Origin of the sequence: Pseudoalteromonas sp. T1lg10 (assembly GCF_002964545.1) — a bacterium.
Classification (GTDB): Bacteria; Pseudomonadota; Gammaproteobacteria; order Enterobacterales; family Alteromonadaceae; genus Pseudoalteromonas.
Window position 1 is genome coordinate 102,903 of the sequence record NZ_PQBV01000037.1, and the last position, 18,622, is coordinate 121,524.

Sequence of the window (18,622 nt, forward strand, 5' to 3'; positions counted from 1 at the left end):
GTGGCGCCCTAGGCGACTAATTTTGCAAGTTAAAGTCTAATCTTACCTGTTGATTGGGCTGGCTCCTAGCCACACCCTCCACAACCTTAGGGCTAAACTTCCATTTACTCAGCGCCTTAAGGGCCTCACGATCAAAAATCCGCTTGGGCTCGGCGCTAATTACCTTCGCATTGATAACCTGACCGGTTGGGGAAATATCATAGCTAAGTATGACATAACCTTCGATCCCCTCACGGGCGGCGGTCGCTGGGTATTGCGGCGGTACCCGCACCAAGGGCATGGCGGTATCGCGAGACATGGATGAAAATTCCCCCAAATCCGACATCTCGGTGCCCACATCCGGCAAGGTCGGCGCTAACGTCAGCACCTCACCACCTGGGTCGGCAACCAGGCTTGGTCTTGATTCTGGCCTTGGCTCAACCTTAGGTGGCACCGGCTTGGCTTTTTTGAGCACCTCGGTGTGCTTTGGCGGCTCCATGATTTCCACAATGACATCGTCAAACACCTCAACGGGCGCACGTTGCTCTGCGGTCAACAGCGACACCATAAAGCTAAAGGTCGCCAAAGTGATCGCCGCAGCGGCTAACGCAAAGGCAACCGCCTTAAAACCTGGTGCGATCAGATCATGGCTGGGCTCAAAACCCGGTTCGTATGTGCCACTCTGGTGAGCGCCATAAGTAATATTCAATGTATTTTCCATGCAATTTCCCCTTAAAAACTGACACCCTGACAAGTAAGGTGCTTACTAAGAAAACGCATGGGGGTATAAAAAGGGGTGAAAATATTTTTAAGATTTTTGCATAGAGCTTGCTTTAGCCCAACTAAGGTTGGCCGTAAACAGGGGTCACAAAGCAATTCGTATTGATAGAAGCGTTGAAATTAACACAACAAGGAATTATCCAACGAAGGCACACACAACAACAAACACCATAATTGACCAAAATATAATCTCCTGGAGTTTGTAAGCCATTTTATCCTTGTTGAGTAGAGGCAACACCCATACCAAGGAATAGCCAGTAAACCCACCCACCAGCAAAGGCAATATAATAAGTATATCCAGCAATAAAGGGTCACACGTTGGAAAGAAATCGAGTATAAAAACTGGAGAAATGACACTAAGCGAAAAAATAAAATAGATAAGTGAGTGGGTACCAATGGAAGTATTACATTGAGGGCAACGTAACTTCCTAGGCTTACTTAGTACATCCCAATACTTAATTTCTGTGTAATCACACTCTGGACATTTCATACCCTTTTTCGCGCCCCCATTATTTATTGGTTTTTACTAAAGGTGTTTGTAATTAATCTTAGACCTTATTCGAGTAGGGTTCGGTTGTTTGAAGTGAAAGTTGTCATAAAGCCCATGCCAATTTCAGGCACTTCAGAGGTATTAGTGAAGTAAAAGATGACAAAAACTTTCCCCTGTCCCAATAATGACCTTCGGATGACTCTTTTGTGCCAAAAGCGGACGGTGAGAACGCCGCGTTAAGTAGTGAGCAACGCTACCACCTAACCCATTGCACCGTAAACACAAAACTCAAATTGGACTAAAATGCCACGCGTTGCGAATCTGCCTTAAACGTTTTGTTAGGTACAATTTTTTCAAGGTAAGTTATCAATAACTTGGTTTGTTAACCGTTACCTGCCACACTTAGCTCGCATTTTATATTAGGCAACCACCATGAAACTTTTAGTTCGCAATTTAGAGCGTAAAACATCGGAACATGACATTCGTATTCTATTTTCCACTTTCGGCACTGTAACTGAGTGCAATCTAGTTTTAGACCAAGAAACTGGTCAATCAAAAGGCTTCGCGTTTGTTGAAATGCCTGACGAAAGCGAAGCAAAAACAGCCATTGAAAAATTACACCTTTCAACGGTAGCTAAGACCAAAATCAGAGTTAAATTAGCTCAAAACTAATAACAATAAGAGCCAGTAAACCTTAGATATTGCTGGCTCGATTTCAAACTTTTCGTATTGTACCTAACGCAAAGCTTTGGGGCGGCTGAAGCGCAGCGTAAGCCGTCCCAGCCACGATAGTGGCAACAACAGCGCCTTGTTATGTGTTTTTACCATTATTTTTTTTTACTAATCGTTGATTTAGCTAACGTGACAATTGCGATTAACCCCAGACCCAATAGCACTGCTAGTAGAGTAAAACTAAACTCCTCCCGCGCTTTGAAGATCAGTATTAAGTACACAACTACTATGCAAGCCAAAAATATATTGCTGATTAAATCAACGTATTTTTTCAAAACAACTTTGTCCATAATGTTCAGCTTGAAACACATAACAATTTAATATCGAGCGATTGGGTCGTTTTTCTGCCGCAATCTGTCTCGCTTTTTTCCTATGACCATTGATAGCAAACTTAGGAAGTGCTTGCCAGCATTGAAGTTACGCTACGTTGCTATAAACGTGGACACGACAAAAACGACCCATTGGATCGTTTTCCTGACTATGGGAGAAACTCATCGATTATGGATATATAAACAGTAATTTATGTGGAAGGATGAAGGTCAGCTTTTCGCTCAAAGCCTCCCTTAGAGCATTTGCATTATCTCATTGAATGAATGGTACTAATTCAGGGGAAAGGTCACTTTCAATCCAAATATCTTCAAACTATCACTCATAAGCTAATATCCGAAATTCATCAATTCAGTTTTGAAGAGAGACAAAAGGAAAAGCTTCAGGAAAAAGTGCCCCTACAAAGTTATGGAGCAGTTGATTATTTACCCTGCCTTTTCGGCAGTTAAAATTAATATGGTCTGATTATTTACTTCTAGCCTGACTCCGGCCAATGCGGGATCGGATATCAGCTGCAAATTAATTTACATAGTAAGTGTAGAAAGAGAGTAGATTTCAGAAAGATTTCAAAGAAGAGGAATTTGGGTGGTAGCCTTACCAGCCACATCTCGGCACACACATCACACGCTGTGGCTGCTCCCTTCCGGGCCTGACCAGGTTCACATGCTAGTGTTGCGAGAGGACCAATAAGGCCACCATAGTGGGCCTCTTTGGGCGCAGGAGGGATTATCCCGACTTTAAGGGTGAGATTCAAGGGAAATCCGTGAATTGTCCGATAAAACCAAGTTAACTGCCTAGTAAACAAACAGTTGGTTGTCTGTTAGGCACGAGTTTAGGTTATTGGGCAAGCCTGATGGCCAGCCCACCTCTGTGCTATTGTGCTATCGAGAATCGAATGGCAGTGCCACCCGCTCTCTTATTACCGGCATTTAATCAAGCTGGGTGCGTAACTCGCGTAACACCCCTTTCACCTTGGCCACGTTTTCCGGGCCCATGCGCAGTAATTGCTTTTGCGCCGGCGGCAGGTTCTCCCATTCTGAATAGGCGTACTTATAGGTAACTGAATCGCGCAACAACGGAATTTGTGTGGTCATCTCCGGCGTTGCCAGTACCAGGTCGATGGCCTGCACCAGACGCTGCTCAAAGCTGGTACCCGGCTCACCTACTTCGCCATAGGCTTCGACAAAGAGTGGCTCGAAGCGTTTATAAAGCGCCAAAAGTTGCTCGCTGTCCAGGGCGGTAAGAATGGCCACATAAGGGTCATAGCGTTTAAAACTTTGCGGGTCCATGGTCAGCACATCGCCTTCAACTACGCTGAACGGCTCTTGCAATTTAGTCACCGGCGAGTGATTGGTGGCAACGCGACCGGCGGCGAGGTTATTAACAAACACCACGGTGCGACGGATTAAATCATCGTTCACCAATAGTTCGGCACTGCTGGCGGCCAAGGATTGCTCTACCCGCTCGCTGACCTCAGCATCGCTGTCATCCAGGCTGGGTAAGGGCTCTTCCATTACCGGCTCAGATTGAACGGGCTCGGGCTGAACAGGCTCGGGGGTTGGCTGCGGCTCTAACTCGGGTTCGGGCTCTTGCGGCTCAATAACCACCTCTTTGGGCTCGGTAACAGGTGCCGGCTCAGTCGGTTGCTGCTGATTACTGAGGGCGATAACCACTACAATCATCAACACCACAACAACGATGGCGGCAAATAACAGGGTATTTCTGTTCGGTGTTTTCGTGTCTTGTTCGGGGGGCTGCTCTTTCATAGGTGCTCCGTTAACATAACCACGGTTTCAGCAAGGGCGGTAGCCATCAGTGGCAGTGCCAACATTGACAACGCGCTTGCCTATACGTTTCTTTTTACTGAAGAATCTTTTACATTAAAGCTAGGTCTCCATTTAAGTGCAAATAATATGCGAAAGCAAACTAATTGCGGTCAAAAAGGCACAGCATTGTTTTTAAGCGGCGGTGGCGCTCGTGCGGCTTATCAGGTGGGGGTGCTTAAGGCCCTCACTCATAGCCTACCGCGTACCGCCCCGCTACCGTTTCGTATTATCACCGGCACCTCTGCCGGGGCAATCAATTCCGTGGCATTAGGCTGCTGGGCATCCTGTGCCCACTTGGCCAGCCGCAAGCTTGATGCGGTGTGGAGCCAATTTCATACCTCGGACGTCTACCGCAGTGACTTTGCCCATGTTTTTGGCCATATCCTTCGCAACATACTTACCAGCTTTCGCTCCGGCCATGCCAACCATGCCCCGGGCAGCCTGTTTAATAACGCGCCTCTTAGGCGCCTGCTGGCCGACGTCCTGCCTATGGAGCGCATCGACCGCAATATTCACCGCGGGATCATAGATGCCTTGGCGGTCACCGCTTCGAATTACAGTAACGGCGATTCCATTACCTTTTTTCAAAGCCATAACGCCGAACCCTGGCAACGGGTGAGACGCCAGGGACTAAAAACCCGTATCCATATGGAACACCTGATGGCCTCCAGTGCCATCCCCGTGGTGTTCCCCAGTGTAAGAATTCGACAGCAATATTATGGTGATGGTTCCATCCACCAAATGTCACCGCTTTCGAGTGCCATTCACCTTGGCGCCGATCGCATTTTTGTTATCGGTGTCGAGGCCCCGAAAGATGAAAACCGCAAGTATGCCCCGCATTATCCGGGTATCTCGCATATTGCCGGCCACCTGCTAGACAGTGTGTTCGCCGATACCCTGCAGGCAGATCTGGAACGCGTTGAACGCATTAACCGTACCCTAAGCCTGCTAAAAGACCGTGAAGACCACAAAGAGCTCAAGCATATCGACACCTTTGTTATTAATCCCTCGCACAACTTTAATACCATAAGCAGCGAATATTACGACGATATGCCCCTCGCCATTCGCCTGTTACTGCGTGGCTTTGGTGTGAAGCGCTACAGCGAGTCAAGCTTACCCAGCTACCTGCTCTTTGAGAAACGCTATACCCAACATTTGATCGACCTCGGCTACCAGGACGGACTCGATAAATTACCCGAGCTGCGCCACTTTTTGAGTTTGGATTAGCTCAAGCATGAATTGATCAGGCTTCGCTACCATTGAGTAAGTAACGCTCGGCACGCTCCACCCGGCGCGGCTTGCCCTTAAGCACCAGCACATCCTGACCTTGCAAAACAGTATCGGCGCAAGGGTCGTCAATTTCCTCACCATGGCGGCGCATAGCCGCCAGACTAACGCGGCGCAGACCCAGATTTAATTCGGCAATGGTTTTACCCACAGCATAGGCGTTATCCCCTAAGGCCATCACATGCAGATACTCTAAACGGTCGCTGTGAAGCTCTCTGTGTGGGGCCTCATCGCTAATATAAAAGCTATGCAATAGGGAATAACGATTTTCCCGTTCCTGACTCACACGCCGTAGGATCCGCTTCATGGGTACGCCACTCATAAACAAAACATGGGAAGAGAGCATTAGACTCGCCTCCAGCGACTCGGGCACCACTTCCGAGACGCCGCATTCTTTGAGCTCTTCGAGGTGCGCATCATCCGGCATCCGCGCTAAAATTTTAACCTCAGGAGCAACCTCTTTGATCACCTCGGTCACTAATTTGACCTTAGCCAGATCGGTGAAGGTGATCACCACGAGGCGCGCATTGGCGGTGCCCGCACGCTGGAGAATCCCCTTTTGTGTGGCATCGCCGAACATCAAGGGATAATTGGCCAAACGGCCTTGCTGCACCAGGTAGGGGTCTAAGTCTATAGCCACAAAGGGCAGCGCTTCGGCACGTAAAAAACGGCTGATATTTTGACCGACACGACCAGAACCGCAAATGATCACATGTTCGCTCTGGCGCTCATCGACACAATTGATCTGATCCGGCTCGCTTGAAGTTGCAAAGAGGCGGTGCACCCAGCGCGGCGCGCAGTCGATCAGATAAGGGGTGATAGCCATAGACAACACGCCCACAGCAATAAGCAAGGACGCTAACTCGGTAGCCAAAATGCCATGGGTTTTCGCCAAGGCCACCAGCACAAAGCCAAATTCACCCATTTGACAAAGCATGATGGCGGCACTGAAGGCATCGGTTTTACGCTCCCCCATTAGCTGGGCTATCAGCGCTAAAATGACCCATTTAAGCAACATCATGGCCACCAACACCGCAAGCACTATATGCAGATTAGAGAACACATAAAGCAGGCTCAGTTGCATGCCCACGGTAACAAAAAACAAGCCCATCAGAATGTCGCGAAATGGGCGTATATCGCTTTCCAATTGATGCCGGTATTGGCTCTCACCAAGCATCATACCGGCCAAAAAGGCACCCAGGGCCATGGACAGACCAAACCAATAGGTCAATCCACCGGCGAACAGGGTTACCAGCAAGGTGGTGAGTACAAAAAGCTCTTCATTGCGCATCCGCGCCACTTCATTAAAGATAAGCGGCAACAGCCACTTGCCTATGGCCCACAGCAAGGCGCAAACCAAGGCGCCCTTGCCGAGTGCAAAGGCCAGGCTATAAAGTAACGATTGCTCTGTGTCGTTTGCCAATAAAGGGATGGCGATCAGCAAGGGCACCACGGCCAGATCCTGAAATAACAAGACACCCACCGCCAACTGGCCGCGACGCTTTTGCAACTGACCACTGTCTTTAAGGCATTTCACCACCACGGCGGTAGACGACAATGCTACCAGGGTCGCCACCGCAAAAGCACTTAGGGTATCGAAAGAAAATAACCACAGGCAGAAAAAGAAAACGCTCGAGGTCACCAGCACTTGCAATAAACCAACGCCAAATACGATATTGCGCATCGCCAACAAGCGGGGAAAAGAGAACTCCAGGCCCAGACTAAAGAGCAGAAATACGATGCCGAGCTCGGCAATGCCATGCATCTGTGAGCCGCTGGCAAGCCAGTCGAAACCGTGGGGACCGGCCATAATTCCGGTGACCAGATAGGCGAGTATCACCGGCAGACCCAGGCGTTTAAACAGCCATACCAGCACCACAGCGCTGACTAACAAGCCAATAACTTCGATAAACAGCTGCTGCATGGCGCTCCTGTAACGTCAACACCCGACCAACCAATGACCCTTCACTAACTATAGCAAGGCGTTGTTTTATGGCTAGTTTGAATTACAGGCACAGTTCTAGCATGGAAATGCTAGACGAAGTTAGTCTTAACAGCGGTACATACTGAGCGCGCCGATAAGGCCTTAACAGGCCAAATTCAGTGCTCGCAACACCTATCACGGCGCCCCGGGTTTATCTGCCGTGCCATTGACGAGTTTAAGCGCCCATAACGACGACCAAAAACCACAAAAGAACGTCAAAATAAGCTGAAACAGGGAAATAAAGTTTGGCAACTCTGCGAAGATCACGGCCAGCAAGGGCACCAACAAGCCAAGAATAAAATAGATGCCGCCCTTACCTAGCCAATAGGCGAGTAACAAAACACCGCAACCGACTCCGGCAATAAGCGCAATCACCAATACAGACCACATTGGCCCATAAACACCGACCACCACAGCCAGCAAAATCAAGGTAACCAGCGTAGCCAAGGGTGCTTTTTGCACCAAAGATAAACCTACATGAGGGGGCTTTGGGGAAGAGTTGGTTTCAATTGCCATTGCAATCCTTGTTGTGCCAAAAAGTCGTAATTATAAAAGTAACCCACCACTGCCACTAGGGTATCGCCATAAAAAATAAGCGGGATACGTTGGCGCTCCCAGGGCGGTACCTTAAGCTCTTTGAGCCAGTGACTTAGTTTATTGCCATAGGGTTTGTGCTGTGGACGAATACGGGCATTAAGCACACCAAAGCGCACCCAGACCTGCTCATCGGCATTTGGCGCTCTGACTCCCTGCCCCGGCTCACAGGTTAAAACACGTGCATCTTTCAGGGTATGGGCGCCTGGGCAACTTAGTTGCTGTGCCAATAATTCGACTTGGTTTTCAACCAAGTACAGCTGCTCATTAAAGCGACGTACACTCACCTCAGCGCCACTATGAGTGCGCAGCGATAAACTCGGCTGACTATCGGCACGGGCACTTAACAGCTGCTCGCACAGGCTTTGCAGCTGCAATTGCGAAGGCATGGCCACATCATGGCTTTGCAGCCAGTAGCGCAACACATTATTGGCACGAGCCGCGCCTAAGGCCATTAATGGCGCCAGGCTTAGCTGCTGCGGATTAACAGCCAATTGAGTTAAGTCTTGGGCGGCAATCTCATCAAGCAGGTGCTGCTGTTGTTGCAGTAACTCAGTGGTTTGCGCCACCTTAGCGCTAAAGCCGGGGAAACGTTTGTTAAGTAGCGGCAAGACCTGGTTACGCAGAAAGTTACGGTCGAAGCGGCTGTCATCATTAGACTCATCGTGAATATGCTCAAGGCCATGACTTTCGACATAGTGCTGTAATTGCTTGCGACTAATACCCAGTAAGGGTCTAAGTAAAGGACGTTGTTGCCAGTAGCTTAGCGCCTGCATGCCGCCAAGCCCCTTGAGACCAGCGCCTCGCTTCAAGCGCAGGAAGAAGGTTTCTACCTGGTCGTCACTATGCTGACCCAAAAGCAGCGCATAGCCTGCAGGCAAGGCCATATCCATGGCTTGATAACGAGCCTGGCGCGCCTTGGCTTCAATACCCAGCCTGGTTTTATCCGACAGGGTAACCCGCTCGTTATAAAAGGCAATACCACGCATCCGGCATTGCTCGGCACTAAAGGCCAGCCAATGTTCGGCGTTAGCACTTAAACCATGATGGATATGAATGGCACACAAGGGCATACCCTTGTCCTTGGCATAACGCTGGGCAAGCTCAAGCAACACCATGGAGTCGAGGCCGCCGCTCAGAGCAACCGCCAAGCCTTGGCAGTCGGGCAGCTCATTAAGGAGGTGTGCTAATTGTGTGGCAAAGCGTGTATACATAAGGCTGGCCATTAGGCGATATTAGACTGGCATTAAAAAAGGCCGACTGAGCGGCCTTTTTTGCTTAACAGTAACCGAAGCTCATTAAGCGTTTGTAGCGCAAGTCCAGCATTTCTTCAACGCTGTTTTGACGCAGGTCGGCCAGGTCACGCTTAAGCTGTGCCTTCAGGCTCTTGGCCATGGCATCGTAGTTGCGGTGCGCGCCGCCTAACGGCTCTTCGATAATGTTGTTGATCAAATCCAACTCTTTAACGCGCTGCGCGGTTACACCCATGGCTTCAGCAGCCAATGGTGCTTTCTCAGCACTCTTCCATAGGATTGATGCACAACCTTCTGGAGAAATTACCGAATAAGTGCTGTATTGCAGCATGTTAACGCGGTCACCCACACCAATGGCAAGGGCACCACCTGAACCACCTTCACCGATCACGGTACAGATGGTTGGTACTTTCAACGCTGCCATTACTTTTAGGTTACGGGCGATGGCTTCACTTTGGCCGCGCTCTTCCGCACCCACACCTGGGTAAGCACCCGGAGTGTCGATAAAGGTGAAAATTGGCATTTTAAAACGCTCGGCCATTTCCATCAGGCGCAAGGCCTTACGGTAACCTTCCGGCTTTGGCATACCAAAGTTACGTTTGATCTTTTCAGCTGTGTCACGGCCTTTTTGCTGACCGATAACCATAACCGGCTCACCATCTAAACGCGCTACACCACCAAGAATGGCCGGATCGTTTGCAAATGCACGATCGCCCGCGAGTTCGTCGAACTCGGTAAAAATACGCTCGATGTAATCACGTGTGTAAGGACGCAGGGGGTGACGAGCCAGTTGAGAGACCTGCCAGGCACCTAGTTCAGAAAAGATTTTATTAGTTAGTTCAACACTTTTCTCTTTTAGGCGACCGACTTCTTCTTCCAGCCCTAAATCCAGCTCGCCCGCTCGACTGACGTGACGTAGCTCTTCAATCTTCGCTTCCAATTCGGCAATTGGCAGTTCGAAATCCAAATAATTGAGACTCATGCGCTCATTAACCCATTTAATTAAATTCTAATTCTATATTTTGTGCCGCCATCAGGGATAACTTATGAATTAAGTCATCCGCAGGCGTCACACACCATTGTGTTCCTAGTTCCAGCTCAGCCAAGGCATCTGGTCGCCGGTACAGTATTTTTACCGGACAGGTGCCAAACTTATACGGTTCCAGCACTTTTTCCAACTTTTCGAAGAAGTTGTCGTCAACTTGTGCCATATCCACCGTCATTTTCATCGCTTTAATGCGTTTTTCACGGGCCTCGGCGAGGGTACAGACGTCTCGGGCGGTCATTGTAATGCCGCCAGAGAAGTTATCAAAGCTGACCTGTCCAGTTATCACCAAGATATTGTTGATTTGCAGCAATTCTTGGAACATTTCAAACTGTTCTGGGAATAAGCGTACATCAAGACGGGCACTCTTGTCATCTAAGGTGATTAATCCCCAGCGTTTATTCTTCTTATTTATCAAAGTTCGGGCGCTGATCACCAAGCCCGCCGCCGTGGTTTGCACATCTCGCTCGGTCGGCGTTAGATCGACGAGTTTGCCGCTAGTATAGTGCTTAAGTTCGCCACGATACTGATTTATTGGGTGCCCGGTTAGGAATAATCCCAGTGTTTCACGCTCACCGTCAAGCCATTGATTATCGGTAAAGTATGGCACTCGTTTAAAGGCTTGTTCAACCTCTTCCGGCTCAGTGGCAAGCAGGCCAAAGAGGTCGCCCTGACCGAGCTGCTCAGCCTTATTGTGCTGCTCGGCGGATTTAATGGCCTCGGGCAATGAAGCCATCAAGATGGCGCGACCACCCTGCACAGGATCCGGTCCCAGCTTATCCATGGCACCGGCCATAATCAGCTTTTCGATAACCCGCTTATTAAGGCGCTTTAAATCAACTCGGGCACAGAAGTCGAACAGATCCTTAAACGGCCCTTCCTGCTCACGGGCGCTCAAAATCGCTTCTACCGGGCCTTCACCCACGCCTTTGATGGCACCTATGCCGTAGACAATCTCGCCTTGCTTGTTCACGGTAAACTTATACAGGCCGGCGTTTACATCCGGTGGCAACAAGGTGAGCTTCATGTTTTCACATTCGTCCACCAAGGTAACGATTTTATCCGTGTTATCCATATCCGCCGACATTACCGCAGCCATAAATTCGGACGGATAATGGGTTTTCATCCACAGGGTCTGATACGACACCAGGGCATACGCGGCGGAGTGTGATTTGTTAAAGCCATAACCGGCGAATTTCTCTACCAAGTCGAAGATTTTCATCGCCAGTTCGCCGTCAACGCCGTTTTGTATCGCCCCTTCTTCGAAGGTCGAGCGCTGCTTGGCCATTTCTTCCGGCTTCTTCTTACCCATGGCTCGACGTAATAAGTCGGCGCCACCGAGCGAGTACCCGGCGAGAACCTGGGCGATTTGCATAACCTGCTCCTGATACAGGATTACGCCATAGGTCGGCTCCAAAATGGGTTGCAAGCTGGTGTGCTGGTACTGGGCATCTGGGTAAGAGATTTCCTCGTTACCATGCTTACGGTCGATAAAGTTATCTACCATGCCCGATTGCAGTGGCCCCGGACGGAACAGGGCCACCAGGGCTATCATATCTTCGAAGCAGTCAGGCTTAAGACGGCGAATAAGGTCTTTCATACCGCGGGATTCGAGCTGGAATACCGCCGTGGTTTCGGCGCGCAGCAACAGCTCAATACTGGGTCTGTCATCCAGCGGAATGGCATTGATATCCACCGGCTCTTTGCCTTCGCGGGCAAGGCGCTCGTTGGTCATATCCAAGGCCCACTGCAAAATAGTCAGTGTACGCAGACCCAGGAAGTCGAATTTAACCAGACCGGCGGTTTCTACATCGTTCTTATCGAACTGGGTAACCGGGAACTTGCCCTCTTCATCGCAGTACAGGGCGGCAAAATCTGTGATGGTAGTCGGTGAGATTACAACCCCACCGGCGTGTTTACCGGCATTACGAGTACAGCCCTCGAGAATTCGGCACATGTCTATCAGGTCGCGTACTTCCTCGTCACCATCATAGGCTTCGGGTAAACGCGGTTCGATTTCAAATGCTTTGGCCAGGGTCATACCCGGATCGCCTGGGATCAGCTTGGAAATTCGGTCGACGAAACCATAAGGGTGACCCAGCACCCGGCCCACGTCACGAATAACCGCCTTGGCCGCCATGGTACCAAAGGTGATAATCTGGGATACCGCATCGCGGCCATACAACTTGGCTACGTGGTCTATTACCTCATCGCGGCGGTCCATACAGAAGTCGACGTCGAAGTCGGGCATGGAGACCCGCTCTGGGTTTAGAAATCGCTCGAATAGCAGGTCAAACTGCAACGGATCCAGGTCGGTGATCTTCAGGGCATAGGCCACAAGTGAACCTGCACCCGAGCCCCGCCCCGGGCCCACAGGAATATTGTTATCTTTGGACCACTGGATGAACTCCATTACGATCAAGAAGTAACCGGGGAATCCCATTTGGTTGATTACATCGAGCTCGATTTGCAAACGCTCGTCATACTCGCCACGGCGCTCGGCGCGCACCTGCTCGTCAGGGAATAAAAACTGTAAACGCTCTTCAAGGCCATCGCGGGATACCTTAACCAGGAAGTCCTCGATTTTCAGCGAACCCGTGGGGTAATCCGGCAAGAAATAGGTGCCCAGTTGCACTGTCACGTTACAGCGCTTGGCAATTTCCACCGTGTTTTGCAGCGCCTCGGGAATATCGCTAAACAGCTCGGTCATTTGCTCAGGCGTTTTTAGATACTGCTCCTGCGAGAAGCGCTTGGGTCTGCGCTTATCTTCCAGGGTGTAACCATCATGGATGGCCACACGAATTTCATGGGGCTCAAAGTCATCCGGTTTTAAGAAGACCACTTCGTTGGTGGCCACCACAGGCAGCTGATGCGCATAGGCGTGCTCAACCGCCAGGTGTAAATAAGTTTCTTCGTCGGCGCGGGAGGTGCGGATCAGCTCTAAATAATAATCACCGGGGAAATGGGTGCGATAGAACTGGCTGATCTCTTCGATAATACCGGCGTTGCCCTTGAGCAGTGCCTTACCCAAGTCACCGTCTTTACCACCGCTGATAATGATCAGGCCTTCGCCATGCTCCGCCAGCCAGTCTCTGTCGACCATGGCACGGTGCATCACATGACCACGCAAATAGGCCTTGGAAATAAGCAAGGTGAGGTTTTTATAACCTTGATTGTTTTTCGCCAGCAGTAATAAACGACAAGGCTCGTCGGGAAATTCCGGGGTATTGAGCCAGATATCGGCACCGACTATGGGCTTAATGCCGGCGCCATGGGCAGCACCATAAAAGCGCACCAAGCCGCAGAGGTTCATTTGATCGGTAATGGCCAGAGCGCTGAGCTGCAACTCCTGCGCCTTGGCGACTATGGGCTTGGTTTTAGCCAGGCCATCGACCATGGAAAAGTCACTGTGAACCCGTAAATGAACGAACTGAGGTGCTGCCATTGCTTATTGTCCTCGCTCGGCCAGTACCCTTTGTACGGGCTTAAAACTTTTTCTGTGCTGCTCAAGGACGCCATGCTCGGCCAAGGCTTCAAAATGCGCCTTGGTCGGATAGCCTTTATGCCCGGCAAAACCATATTGGGGATACTGGGCATCAAGCTCGATCATTTCCTGATCGCGCGCCACCTTGGCCAAAATGGATGCGGCACTGATCTCTGCCACCAGCGCATCCCCTTTCACCACGGCCTGCGCCGCCATATCGAGCGCTGGCAAACGGTTGCCATCGACAAACACAAAATCTGGGGTAATATCCAAACCGGCTACGGCGCGGCTCATGGCCAGCATGGTGGCGTGGAGAATATTGAGCTCGTCAATCTCTTCCACCGTGGCGCGGGCAATACAGTAACTCAGGGCTTTTTCTTTGATTTCTTCGCTCAGTGCCTGGCGCTTTTTATCGCTTAGCTTTTTCGAGTCGGTCAGACCGGCAATGGGCTTATTGGGGTCGAGGATCACCGCGGCGGTGACCACATCGCCCACTAAGGGTCCGCGCCCTACTTCATCGACACCGGCAATATATTGTACGTCTGGGCGATTAATTTGCATCGATAAGCTCCAATACGGCTTTGGCCGCCTGACGGCTGGCATCACAACGAATATTCTGATGGATTTCGGTAAAACGGGCAATTAGCGCACTGTTGTCACCGTACAGGCGCGGCTCCAGCGCCTCACACAAGGCGTCGACATTGCATTCATGCTGCAAATACTCGGGCACCAATTCTTCATCGGCCAATAGATTCGGCAGCGAGAAATACTTGATGGTAAAGGTAAAGACGTTTTGCACCATCCAGTAGGTCATAGGTTTAAGCTTGTAGCCCACCACCATGGGCTTTTTATACAACATGCCTTCCAATGAGGCGGTCCCGGAGGCCAGCAAAATGGCGTCGCTGGCCTGCATGGCTAAGCTGGACTGACCGTCAAGCAAAATGGCCTTAAGCTTTGGCGCATGCTCCTGTTGCAGTGCTAAAAACTGCTCCTTACGCGCTTCATTAACCAAAGGCACCACCACCTTTAAGTCCGGATTTTGCTGTTGCAAACGCTCAGCGGTTTGCGCATAGGTAGGGGTTAGCAAGCCAACCTCGGAGCCACGGCTGCCGGGTAGCAAAGCAAGCACCTTATCCTCAGGGGATAAACCTAATTGCTCCCGCGCCTGGGTATTATCCTGTTCAACGGCAATATCATCGGCCAGGGTGTGACCGACAAAGGTACAGGGTACCTGATGCTCATCGTAAAATGCTTTTTCAAAGGGTAACAGGGACAACACCAGGTTAGTGGCTTTGGCGATTTTATGAATACGTTTTTGTCGCCATGCCCACACCGAAGGGCTGACATAATGCACAGTCGTGATGCCCGCTTCTTTAAGCGGCAGTTCAACACGCAGATTAAAATCCGGCGCATCGATACCGACAAACACATCCGGCGGGTTAGCGATAAAATGCTGCACCAGTTCTTTGCGAATACGCAGCAGGCGTGGCAAACGCGAGAGCACCTCAACCAATCCCATCACAGACAACTCTTCCATATCAAACAGGCTGTCACAGCCTAGCGCCTGCATACGCGGGCCACCGATGCCGACAAACTCTGCATCCGGGTGAGATTTCAAGATCGCTTTCATCAGGCCTTCGCCGAGAATGTCGCCTGACATTTCTCCGGCAACAATACCGATACGTAGAGGTTTAGCTGCTGCGCTCATCTAAAGGGGGTTTCCCATATACCACTGTTATTATTAACAGCCTAGTCTACCCTGTTTAGGGTGTGCTTAAAACCTTAGCGGAGCACAAATCCACGGCGCTGAAAAATAGCCGATTTTTTCATCCCTTGGCACAGAGCGCAAGCCGGCTGTTTTTTCATCGCAATGAATTTTTTTATAAATTAGCAACTGCTAATGTGTGGTTGACTGTTAACCAATAAGTACGGATACTATGCAAACTTTCAGTTATTACTGAAAGTTCAAATAGCTTACATTAGGGGTAAACCATGATAGATGAATCCTTTGTAGACATATCCCGTCTGCAATTTGCAATAACGGCCTTCTATCACTTTTTATTCGTGCCACTGACGTTAGGGATGACATGGATTTTGGTGATAATGGAATCCGTCTATGTGATGACAGGGCGAGAAATATATCGTGATATGACCAAGTTTTGGGGCAAGTTATTCGGTATTAACTTTGCGCTTGGGGTCGCCACCGGACTGACCATGGAGTTCGAGTTCGGTACCAACTGGTCCTACTATTCGCATTATGTCGGCGACATCTTCGGCGCGCCGCTCGCTATCGAAGGCCTGATGGCTTTCTTCCTTGAGTCCACCTTCGTTGGCATGTTCTTCCTCGGCTGGGACCGTCTGACCAAGGTGCAACACCTGGGTGTTACCTTTCTCATGGCCATAGGCACCAACCTCTCGGCGCTGTGGATCCTTATCGCCAACGGCTGGATGCAAAACCCTGTGGGCTCAGAATTTAATTACCAAACCATGCGCATGGAAATGCAAAGCTTTGGCGAGCTGGTCTTCAACCCGGTTGCCCAGGTGAAGTTTATTCATACCGTGTCCGCCGGTTATGTCGCCGCGTCCATGTTTGTGCTTGGGATCAGCGCCTATTACCTGCTTAAAGGGCGCGACGTGGCCTTTGCCAAACGCTCGTTTTCGGTGGCCTGTAGCTTTGGTTTAGCCTCTGTGCTCTGTGTCATTTTGCTCGGCGATGAGTCCGGTTATGAGGTTGGCGAGGTGCAAAAGGTTAAACTGGCCGCCATTGAAGCTGAATGGGAAACCGAGCCCGCCCCCGCCGCCTTTACCCTGTTCGGCATTCCCGACTCAGAAGCACAGGAAACCCATGCCGCGGTTAAAATCCCCTATGTGATGGGCATTATCGCCACCCGCTCCCTTGATGAAGAGGTCACAGGTATCAAGGAGTTACAGCAGCAGCACGAGGTGCGGATCCGCAGCGGCATGATTGCCTATCGCTATCTGGAAAAGTTGCGCAATGGTGATACCCGCCCCGAGATCGTTGCCGAATTTGACAAGTACAAGGCCGATCTCGGCTATGGCTTGTTGCTTAAGCGCTATCGCGATGATGTCTATAACGCCAATGAAGAAGAAATCGCTATGGCGGTGAAGGACTCGATCCCTGCCGTCGGTCCGCTGTTCTGGACCTTCCGCGTTATGGTGGCCTGTGGGATGATCATGCTGTTTATCTTCGCCGCTTCTTTCTATTACAACGCCAAGCGGGTGATTGAGAAAAAACGCTGGCTGCTTAAGGCCGCCTTATTTGCCATTCCCCTGCCTTGGATAGCCATAGAAACAGGTTGGTTTGTGGCGGAATTCGGTCGCCAACCCTGGGCAATTTCCGAAGTTCTGCCCACCTTTATGGCCACCTCCAGCCTGACCTTTAATGATGTGCTGATCTCCCTGACCGGCTTTATTATCTTCTACACCATACTCGCTATTATCGAGGTGTGGTTGATGCTGCACTTTATTAAACAGGGTCCCAGCTCGCTGCACACCGGCAAGTATTATTTTGAACGCCAGGCCGCCCTTAAGGAGACTCAGGTATGATTTTCGATTACGAAACCCTAAAACTGATCTGGTGGCTGTTAATTGGAGCCCTGCTTATCGGCTTTGCCATCACCGATGGCATGGACATGGGCGCCGCCGTCTTGCTGCCCTTTGTCGCCAAAAAAGATGTCGAGCGCCGTGTGGTAATTAACACCGTCGGCGCACACTGGGACGGCAACCAAGTCTGGCTGATCACCGCCGGTGGCGCCTTATTTGCAGCCTGGCCCATGGTGTATGCCGCGGCTTTTTCCGGCTTTTACTTCGCCATGATGCTGGTGCTGTTTGCGCTGTTTTTCCGCCCCTTGGCCTTTGACTATCGCTCCAAGCTGGATAACCCGTCTTGGCGCAACCGTTGGGACTGGGCACTCTTTGCCGGCAGCTTTATTCCCGCGCTGATTTTTGGCGTCGCCTTTGGCAACCTGATCCAAGGGGTGCCCTTGCATATAGATAATCTTATGCGGGTCAGCTATTTGGGCTCTTTCTTTGCCCTGCTCAACCCCTTTGCCCTACTTTGTGGCCTTATTAGCGTCACCATGTTGGTCGCCCATGGCGGTCTCTGGTTGCAACTGCGCACCGTAGATCCGGTCGCCTCACGCGCCGCTAAATTGGGTCGCCTGGCATTGATCCTAGCTCTGGTGGGCTTTGCCATTGCCGGAGTCTGGTTAACGCAAATCGAGGGCATGCAAATTATCACCATGGCCGAGCCCGGTAGTCATGCCGATCCCTTGGCAAAAACAGTGAAAACAGGCACCGGTTTATGGCTCGATGGCTACCAGCAGCGGCCGTGGAGTATGGCCTTCCCAGTACTGGCTTATGTGGCTGGCGTATTGGCTCTGCTTTGCTCTTGGCGCAACAAGGCCGGACTGGGCTTTATCCTCACCAGCTTAATGCTGGTTGGCATTATTATGACTTTTGGCGCCAGCCTCTTCCCCTTCATCATGCCTTCAAGCCATGATGCCAATATGAGTCTGACCATTTGGGATGCGGTTTCCAGCCATATGACCCTTAACATCATGTTTATCGTGGTGGCACTGCTGCTGCCCATAGTCCTGAGTTACACCACCTGGTGTTATGTGAAGATGTGGCGTCGAGTCAGTCATGAAGAAATCGAAAACAACTCTCACGGCAGCTATTAAGGAGGCATTATGTGGTATTTCGCTTGGATATTAGGGGTACTCTTTGCCGTTGCTTTCGGCGTAATTAATGTGATGTGGTATGAAATGCAACAGCACACCGACAGTATTGCAGACGACGAGCAGGAGCACTTCTAAGCT

Annotated in this window: 14 protein-coding genes and 1 other RNA gene; 5 read left to right on the forward strand and 10 right to left on the reverse strand. The window is 50.5% G+C overall.

All coding sequences use genetic code 11. The features are described from left to right. Window positions 1–16: 16 nt before the first annotated feature. Entirely contained in the window at window positions 17–700 is a 684-nt protein-coding gene (locus C2M17_RS09190; protein WP_105200508.1) for an energy transducer TonB, read from the reverse strand. 981 nt (window positions 701–1,681) lie between these two features. Between C2M17_RS09190 and C2M17_RS09200 the strand changes: the two genes are divergently transcribed. Next, window positions 1,682–1,921, forward strand: coding sequence for an RNA recognition motif domain-containing protein (locus tag C2M17_RS09200; RefSeq protein ID WP_105200510.1), 240 nt, complete (start codon window positions 1,682–1,684; stop codon window positions 1,919–1,921). A gap of 979 nt (window positions 1,922–2,900) precedes the next feature. Here C2M17_RS09200 and ffs read toward each other — a convergent pair. Both ffs and C2M17_RS09220 read right to left on the reverse strand, forming a co-directional pair. Beyond that, an RNA gene (ffs, locus tag C2M17_RS09215) (signal recognition particle sRNA small type) lies at window positions 2,901–2,997 on the reverse strand. 240 nt (window positions 2,998–3,237) lie between these two features. Then, the gene (locus tag C2M17_RS09220; protein WP_105200513.1) at window positions 3,238–4,074 is read right to left on the reverse strand and encodes a DUF3014 domain-containing protein; all 837 of its coding nucleotides are present in this window, start codon (window positions 4,072–4,074) and stop codon (window positions 3,238–3,240) included. A gap of 147 nt (window positions 4,075–4,221) precedes the next feature. On the opposite strand from C2M17_RS09220, the gene C2M17_RS09225 reads away from it, so the two are divergent. Continuing rightward, window positions 4,222–5,361 carry a patatin-like phospholipase family protein gene (locus tag C2M17_RS09225; RefSeq protein ID WP_105200514.1) on the forward strand — a complete coding sequence of 380 codons (1,140 nt, stop codon included), beginning with the start codon at window positions 4,222–4,224 and terminating at the stop codon, window positions 5,359–5,361. Between the two features lie 16 nt (window positions 5,362–5,377). Here C2M17_RS09225 and C2M17_RS09230 read toward each other — a convergent pair whose 3' ends face one another. The 7 genes from C2M17_RS09230 to lpxB all read right to left on the reverse strand — a co-directional run bounded on the left by C2M17_RS09230 (window position 5,378) and on the right by lpxB (window position 15,489). Then, the gene (locus C2M17_RS09230; protein ID WP_105200515.1) at window positions 5,378–7,345 is read right to left on the reverse strand and encodes a monovalent cation:proton antiporter family protein; all 1,968 of its coding nucleotides are present in this window, start codon (window positions 7,343–7,345) and stop codon (window positions 5,378–5,380) included. A gap of 195 nt (window positions 7,346–7,540) precedes the next feature. Next, on the reverse strand, window positions 7,541–7,867 hold the full coding sequence (locus tag C2M17_RS09235; RefSeq protein WP_233997954.1) for a hypothetical protein: 327 nt from the start codon (window positions 7,865–7,867) through the stop codon (window positions 7,541–7,543). Between the two features lie 11 nt (window positions 7,868–7,878). Continuing rightward, window positions 7,879–9,213 (reverse strand): tRNA lysidine(34) synthetase TilS, encoded by a 1,335-nt coding sequence (gene tilS, locus C2M17_RS09240; protein ID WP_158684003.1) that lies wholly within the window; start codon window positions 9,211–9,213, stop codon window positions 7,879–7,881. Window positions 9,214–9,277: 64 nt separating this feature from the next. Beyond that, window positions 9,278–10,234, reverse strand: coding sequence for an acetyl-CoA carboxylase carboxyl transferase subunit alpha (accA, locus tag C2M17_RS09245; RefSeq protein ID WP_105200518.1), 957 nt, complete (start codon window positions 10,232–10,234; stop codon window positions 9,278–9,280). 16 nt (window positions 10,235–10,250) lie between these two features. Beyond that, on the reverse strand, window positions 10,251–13,742 hold the full coding sequence (gene dnaE / locus C2M17_RS09250; RefSeq protein ID WP_105200519.1) for a DNA polymerase III subunit alpha: 3,492 nt from the start codon (window positions 13,740–13,742) through the stop codon (window positions 10,251–10,253). Between the two features lie 3 nt (window positions 13,743–13,745). Beyond that, complete coding sequence (gene rnhB / locus C2M17_RS09255; RefSeq protein WP_105200520.1) at window positions 13,746–14,342, reverse strand: ribonuclease HII; 597 nt, start codon at window positions 14,340–14,342, stop codon at window positions 13,746–13,748. Next, complete coding sequence (lpxB, locus tag C2M17_RS09260; protein WP_105200521.1) at window positions 14,332–15,489, reverse strand: lipid-A-disaccharide synthase; 1,158 nt, start codon at window positions 15,487–15,489, stop codon at window positions 14,332–14,334. Before lpxB ends, rnhB begins: the two co-directional genes overlap by 11 nt. 284 nt (window positions 15,490–15,773) lie before the next feature. Between lpxB and C2M17_RS09265 the strand changes: the two genes are divergently transcribed. From C2M17_RS09265 to cydX, 3 genes are read left to right on the forward strand one after another with little or no spacing between them, the layout of a single operon-like run. Next, window positions 15,774–17,348, forward strand: a complete 1,575-nt coding sequence (locus C2M17_RS09265; protein ID WP_105200522.1) for a cytochrome ubiquinol oxidase subunit I — start codon at window positions 15,774–15,776, stop codon at window positions 17,346–17,348. Beyond that, window positions 17,345–18,484, forward strand: a complete 1,140-nt coding sequence (cydB, locus tag C2M17_RS09270) for a cytochrome d ubiquinol oxidase subunit II (RefSeq protein ID WP_105200523.1) — start codon at window positions 17,345–17,347, stop codon at window positions 18,482–18,484. The genes C2M17_RS09265 and cydB overlap by 4 nt, the downstream gene beginning before the upstream one ends. Window positions 18,485–18,493: 9 nt before the next feature. Next, on the forward strand, window positions 18,494–18,619 hold the full coding sequence (gene cydX / locus C2M17_RS09275; RefSeq protein ID WP_105190793.1) for a cytochrome bd-I oxidase subunit CydX: 126 nt from the start codon (window positions 18,494–18,496) through the stop codon (window positions 18,617–18,619). The last annotated feature ends 3 nt before the right edge of the window (window positions 18,620–18,622 follow it).

Bases quoted from the DNA above. Each gene is read 5' to 3' on its own strand.
- C2M17_RS09230 (WP_105200515.1), bottom strand. From the start codon at position 7,345: ATGCAGCAGCTGTTTATCGAAGTTATTGGCTTGTTAGTCAGCGCTGTG.
- C2M17_RS09220 (WP_105200513.1), bottom strand. From the start codon at position 4,074: ATGAAAGAGCAGCCCCCCGAACAAGACACGAAAACACCGAACAGAAAT.
- C2M17_RS09200 (WP_105200510.1), top strand. From the start codon at position 1,682: ATGAAACTTTTAGTTCGCAATTTAGAGCGTAAAACATCGGAACATGAC.
- tilS (WP_158684003.1), bottom strand. From the start codon at position 9,213: ATGTATACACGCTTTGCCACACAATTAGCACACCTCCTTAATGAGCTG.
- lpxB (WP_105200521.1), bottom strand. From the start codon at position 15,489: ATGAGCGCAGCAGCTAAACCTCTACGTATCGGTATTGTTGCCGGAGAA.
- cydB (WP_105200523.1), top strand. From the start codon at position 17,345: ATGATTTTCGATTACGAAACCCTAAAACTGATCTGGTGGCTGTTAATT.
- accA (WP_105200518.1), bottom strand. From the start codon at position 10,234: ATGAGTCTCAATTATTTGGATTTCGAACTGCCAATTGCCGAATTGGAA.
- C2M17_RS09265 (WP_105200522.1), top strand. From the start codon at position 15,774: ATGATAGATGAATCCTTTGTAGACATATCCCGTCTGCAATTTGCAATA.
- C2M17_RS09225 (WP_105200514.1), top strand. From the start codon at position 4,222: ATGCGAAAGCAAACTAATTGCGGTCAAAAAGGCACAGCATTGTTTTTA.
- dnaE (WP_105200519.1), bottom strand. From the start codon at position 13,742: ATGGCAGCACCTCAGTTCGTTCATTTACGGGTTCACAGTGACTTTTCC.
- rnhB (WP_105200520.1), bottom strand. From the start codon at position 14,342: ATGCAAATTAATCGCCCAGACGTACAATATATTGCCGGTGTCGATGAA.
- cydX (WP_105190793.1), top strand. From the start codon at position 18,494: ATGTGGTATTTCGCTTGGATATTAGGGGTACTCTTTGCCGTTGCTTTC.
- C2M17_RS09190 (WP_105200508.1), bottom strand. From the start codon at position 700: ATGGAAAATACATTGAATATTACTTATGGCGCTCACCAGAGTGGCACA.